The sequence below is a fragment of the Pseudomonas sp. genome (genome assembly GCF_026224925.1).
Lineage (GTDB): Bacteria > Pseudomonadota > Gammaproteobacteria > Pseudomonadales > Pseudomonadaceae > Aquipseudomonas.
In genome coordinates, this window is sequence record NZ_JAMFRV010000730.1 from 1 (window position 1) to 5,847 (window position 5,847).

Here is a 5,847-nt window from a genome sequence, read left to right on the forward strand (position 1 = left end):
CCCGGTGACAGCGGATGCTTCCAAGAGCCCATTTTCATTCCGCGCGCCCCTAATGCGGAGGAAGCGGATGGCTATGTCGTTTCCCTTCTCAATCTCATCGCAGAAGGCCGTAGTGAGCTCGTAGTTCTGGATTCTCGTGACATGGAGAGTGGCCCCATTGCACGAATCAAAGTGCCGTTCCGGATGCGTATGTCGCTACACGGTTGCTGGGTACCGAGCAAAAAATGAAGGGATGGACCTGTTAGCTGAAATGGGCAGCAGTACGTGATTAGCCGGGGAAAGAAGCAGGACCAGCACATGTTCCTATCTGCGTTTGCGACCCACCATTTCAGCAAACTTCAGCTGCCCATAGGAAACTCTCATCCCAGACAGTTGACGGTTACCATTCACTCAGGCTCGTATTCGTTCACATGCTCGACCCGCCGATGCATCCTCCCGAGCAGATCCACCAGGATATCCACCTCTTCCGGCGCAAGGTCGGCCAGCAGGCGTCGCTCACGCTCCATCGCCACCAGGAAAACCTGGTCATGCAACGCTTTTCCTTCCGTGGTGAGGCTCACGGTATAGCGACGAGCGTCGCGGGCATCTACCTGAGTCTTGATGTAGTTGGCCTCCTCCAACTGTTGCAGTGAGCGACTCACTGCACTCTTGTCTAGCCCGATGACCTGACAGATCCGATTGGCGCTGATGCCGTTTTCCACCGCCAGCATGGATAACATCCTCCACTCCACGACACCCACCCCAAAATGCTGGCGGTAGCACTTGGAAGCACCGGCCGAAAGCTTGTTGGACAGGAAATTAAGCAAGCCTGGCACATAGCGCCCGAGGTCTAGATGTAAATCTTCAGACATAAAAAATCCGTGTCTATAGGTCAATGATTTGAATTATTAGTTGACATGTCAACCAAATGTCTTAGGATTGAATCATACAACCCGGGTAACCCAATAAGCCCGCCAGCGTCACTAAAACAATAACAGGACCACCGTCATGACCCTGCATAACCGTGCGATTGTAGTTATTTTTCCCTTATCTAGGGCCCGCTTCGCTCGATCACGAAACACCCGTCTCCGAACTCGGCGCTAGCGCCTTGAGAAGGTTCTGAGGTGCATGAGCAATAGCTTCCAGCGCTGTTCCGCCTCTACTTTCTTTCTACATCGGACCGCCTCATACGCGGTTGAAATCAGATGACCTTTCTAAACTTTGCGCTTTCGCTTGCGCCGAAGGATGTTCCTTCGTGCCAGGCAAAAGCTGGAGCCGTACATGCTTGACGTTATTATCAACCAAAAGACTCGTGAAGCCGAAGGGGTCTTCCGTTTCGAGCTGGTCCGAGTTGATGGATCTGCAATGCCCGCGTTCACGCCTGGCTCGCACATTGATGTGTTCCTCCCTAACGGTCTGATCCGCCAGTACTCCTTGTGCAATCACCCTGAAGAACGTCATCGCTATGTGATCGGCGTGCTCGAAGAACCAAACTCACGAGGTGGTTCGCGCACGCTGCATGCCGACATTGAAGTTGGCCAACAGTTGCAAATTAGTGAACCACGAAACCTGTTTGCCCTGGATGAGCACGCCAATAAGTCGCTGTTGTTCGCCGGTGGCATCGGCATTACGCCGATCCTGAGCATGGCTCAACACCTGGCACAACGCGGTGCTAACTTCGAGTTGCATTACTGCGCCCGTGAGCCCGAGCGGGCTGGTTTTATGGACGAGTTGCGTCAGTCGCCCTTCACCTCCCACGTGCATTTCCATTTTGACAACGGTCCAGCGCAACAGAAACTGAATGCAGCACAAACGCTGGAAGCCCCAATTCCTGGGACTCATCTCTACGTCTGCGGCCCTGGCGGTTTCATGGACTACATACTGAACACAGCGGCGACTCAGGGCTGGGCGCCCGAGCAGGTTCATCGCGAGTACTTTGCCGCACCTCTCATTGACACCACGGCTGACACGGCCTTTGAAATCGAGCTGGCTCGTTCCGGAAAAGTGCTGCTAATCCCCGCTGATCGTTCGGTATTCGAGGTGCTGGATGAAGCCGGTATCGACATCCCGGTTTCCTGCGAACAAGACGTCTGTGGCACCTGCCTGACCCGCGTACATTCCGGTGAGCCCGACCACCGCGACCAATTCCTCAGCGCTGCCGAACAGGCGCGCAACGATCAATTCACACCCTGTTGCTCAAGAGCAAAATCCTCGCGCCTAGTGCTGGATCTCTAACCCCTCATAAATCCAAAAAAGTGGGAAACGTCATGAATAGTTCACTCGCAACGCCCCTCGGCAACACCACTGCGCCGCAGGAACCATCCCCTTTCCTGCTCGATCAATGGTACGTCGGCGCCTGGTCCTGGGAACTCAAGGACAAGCCGGTTGGACGTACTTTATTGAACCAGCCGGTTGTCCTGTTTCGCTCTGGCGATGGTCAGGTCGCCGCACTGGAGAATCGCTGCTGCCATCGCGCATTACCGCTGTCTGACGGCACGTTGGAAACCGATGGCTTGCGCTGTGGCTATCACGGCTTGCTGTTTAATGCCGCAGGCAATTGCATTGAAGTTCCGGGCCAGGCAAAAGTGCCCAGTAAGGCCAAGGTTCCGGCCTATCATGTTCGCGAGCAGGACAGCATCGTCTGGATCTGGTTTGGCAGCGCAGCCCACCCAGAACCGACGTGCGAGCCTCCGATCTACCTGGTCCACAGCTCGGGTAAATACCTGTTCGAGGGCGACGTCTATCACTACAACGCACCTTATCAGTTGATCCACGATAACTTGTTGGACCTCAGCCATCTTGGCTACGTCCACCTACGCACCATCGGCGGCAATGCCAGAATTCACATGAATGCCGACATGAATGTGGAAAGCAACGAGCGCAGTGTCAGGGTCGTACGTTACATGCGCGATTCCGTACCACCACCCACCTACACCGCAGCCTATCCGTTCAAGGGCAACATTGATCGTTGGCAAGAAATCGAGTTTCACATCTCTCATTTACTGATCTGGACCGGTGCCGTCGATGTCGGCAGCGAACCGATTGAGAATCCCGATCGCGGCGGTTTCCACATGCGCGGTTTTCACGGCGTGACGCCGGAAACCAAGACCACCAGCCACTACTTCTGGTCGATGGCGACCAACCCGGTCAGTGATCCCGAAGCGACCAAAGACAAAGTCGTCGAACAGACGATTCTTACCTTCGATGAAGACAAGGTGGTCATTGAATCGCAGTACGCCAACATGTGCCGCTTTGGCAGTCGTCCCATGGTCGATATTCATGTCGATGCGGGCGCCAACCGTGCCCGACGGATCATTGAACAATTGCATAACGCCAACGGCTGAATCCAGATGGGTACTGCCCCTGTAGGAAACACAGGCCTCCGCAGGGGCCCCGCCCCGTTAGAACATCAAAATAAAAACAAGAGTGATGATTATGACTACGAATATCCGTCAGCTCATGGATTCTAACCCCATGGGGCGCTACCAATGGTTGGTGGTAGCGCTGTGTTTTTTGATCAACATGCTCGATGGCTTCGATGTACTGGTCATGGCCTTTACCGCCGCTTCCGTAGCGGCCGAGTGGAGTCTGAGCGGGTCGCAATTGGGTTATCTGCTGAGCGCCGGTCTGGTCGGCATGGCTGGCGGATCATTATTCATTGCCCCCTGGGCGGACCGTTTTGGTCGACGCCCGCTAATCCTCATCTGCGTCACTATTGCGGGGATAGGAATGCTGGCATCAGCCGCAGCGCCGACACCGGAGGTTCTTGGAATGCTTCGTCTGGTAACCGGCCTGGGGATCGGTGGGATTCTAGCGAGTAGCTATGTGATCGCGGGCGAGTACGCCACCAGCCGCTGGCGAGGTCTGGCCATCAGCCTGCAATCGACCGCCTATGCGCTGGGAGCCACCATCGGCGGCATTGCCGCGGCACAGGTCATCCCTTCCGCAGGTTGGCGTTCGGTATTCATGTACGGCGGCTTGACTACATTGGCCACGCTGCCGGTACTGCTGATGTTATTACCCGAATCGCTGGACTTTCTTGTCGTGCGTCAGCCGAAGAATGCATTGAAGCGGATAAACACTATCGCGACAAAGTTGCGACTGGTGGAAATCTCTACGCTGCCAGCGCGCCTTGAAGCCTCTGCACCAACGTTACGTGAAAGCGTCCTAAAGCTTTTCTCACCCGCTTTGTTCCGCTCCACACTCCTGATCTGGTCTGCGTTCTTCCTGATAATGTTTGGCTTCTACTTCATTATGAGTTGGACCCCGCGCCTGTTGGTTTCCGCGGGTCTTTCGAGCCAACAAGGCATTACCGGGGGCGTTCTGCTTAATGTGGGCGGGATTGTCGGCACGCTGCTGATCGGGCTGCTGACCGCTCGCTTTAGTCTGTCGCGAGTGCTGGTTTTTTATCTACTAATAACGGCAGTACTTTTGGGGCTGTTTGTCAGCGTTCTTCAAGACTTGCACGTAGCATTTTCAGTAGTCCTGCTCATCGGGATTTTCGTCAATGGCTGCGTCGCTGGCCTCTATGCCCTGACGCCGACAATTTACGCTGCAAGCGAGCGTGTCACCGGGTTGGGCTGGGGATAGGTGTAGGTCGTACCGGAGCCATTCTCTCCCCTTTGGTGGCAGGCCGTTTAATCGACTCACACTGGGCGCCCAGTGATATCTATCAGCTATTCGCCTTGGCCTTTGCATTGGCCACCATTGCAGTTCTTCTATTGAAAGTAGCCTCCAGCATTCAATGTAGTCCGATTCCCGGCAATAACTGATCCGCGTCAACGTTCTAATCCTAAAAAAACAAATATAAAGAAATCAGGACGGTCACATGATCACTGCACCCGCATGCATCCGATTCATCAGCCTGCTCGTTACTCTGATAGTCTCATCGCAGTCTTACGCCTCCGGTTTCATCGATGAAAGCTCTGCAACCCTGACTGCACGCAACTATTATCTGGATCGAAATTATCTCGGTGAAACCCCCTACCCTGCGGCCAGAGAGTGGGCACAAGGTTTTATCTTCAAATCTCAATCGGGTTTTACCGAGGGGCCCATTGGTTTCGGCGTTGATTTCGGGGGGTTCTAGGATTGAAACTCGACTCCGCCCCAGACCGTACTGCTACGCAACTACTGCCTTACAACCCAACTACCCAACAGGCCAGCGACGAATACTCCGAACTGGGCGTGACCGCTAAAACCCAGATATCCAAAACCCGACTATCGCTGGGTACTCAGTACCCGACGCTGCCCGTTATCAATGGCAGCACCGCCCGTTTGCTGCCGCAGACGTTTCGGGGGATTTATCTGACGTCAGATGATATCGAGCAATTTACGCTGCACACAGGCCACATCGACCGGGTCAATCTGCGCGACTCCACTAACTATCAATCCCTGTCGTTGGCCTCACCCAATGGTCGTTTCAAGGCCGGAGTGGATTCCACACAATTTGACTTTATGGGAGGCGAATATCGAGGGTCCGATGCGCTGATATTGAAATACTTCCATGCCGAATTGAAGGATATCTACACCCAGGACTACGTAGGCCTGTTGCATTCGGCGCCTTTGCCAGTGGGCAAACTCAGAACCGATATCCGTTTTTTTGACAGTCGAGAGAATGGCTCGGCGAAGGCCGGCAGGGTCGACAACAGAAATATCGGTGCGATGTTCACCTACCTGGTCGACGGTCACGCCTTTGGTGCTGGCTACATGCGTCTGAGTGGCGATACCTCGATGGCTTATCTTGCCGGTGGTGAGCCCCTCGTCTTGAGCGATGGAGCGATGAGTAATGACTTTGTGAACCCTGATGAACGGGTCTGGGTCGTGCGTTACGACCATGATTTCGCCGATCTTGGCGCTCCCGGCCTGACC

4 protein-coding genes and 2 pseudogenes are annotated in these 5,847 nt (G+C 54.5%); 5 read left to right on the forward strand and 1 reads right to left on the reverse strand.

Going from position 1 to position 5,847, the window contains the following annotated elements:
• A partial coding sequence (locus M0974_RS30315; RefSeq protein ID WP_297845613.1) for a carotenoid oxygenase family protein occupies positions 1-228 on the forward strand: 228 nt, incomplete at its 5' end.
• Positions 229-386: 158 nt separating this feature from the next.
• On the opposite strand, the gene M0974_RS30320 is transcribed toward M0974_RS30315, so the two are convergent.
• A complete protein-coding gene (locus M0974_RS30320) occupies positions 387-851 on the reverse strand; it encodes a MarR family transcriptional regulator (RefSeq protein ID WP_297845616.1) in 465 nt (154 codons plus the stop codon).
• Positions 852-1,260: 409 nt separating this feature from the next.
• Here M0974_RS30320 and M0974_RS30325 point away from each other — a divergent pair, with 409 nt between their 5' ends.
• The 4 genes and pseudogenes from M0974_RS30325 to M0974_RS30340 form a co-directional block, all read left to right on the forward strand.
• The gene (locus M0974_RS30325) at positions 1,261-2,214 is read left to right on the forward strand and encodes a PDR/VanB family oxidoreductase (protein ID WP_297845618.1); all 954 of its coding nucleotides are present in this window, start codon (positions 1,261-1,263) and stop codon (positions 2,212-2,214) included.
• 32 nt (positions 2,215-2,246) lie between these two features.
• On the forward strand, positions 2,247-3,323 hold the full coding sequence (locus M0974_RS30330; protein ID WP_297845620.1) for an aromatic ring-hydroxylating dioxygenase subunit alpha: 1,077 nt from the start codon (positions 2,247-2,249) through the stop codon (positions 3,321-3,323).
• Positions 3,324-3,414: 91 nt separating this feature from the next.
• A pseudogene (locus tag M0974_RS30335) lies at positions 3,415-4,751 on the forward strand (MFS transporter).
• A gap of 56 nt (positions 4,752-4,807) precedes the next feature.
• A pseudogene (locus tag M0974_RS30340) lies at positions 4,808-5,847 on the forward strand (OprD family outer membrane porin); the annotation flags it as partial.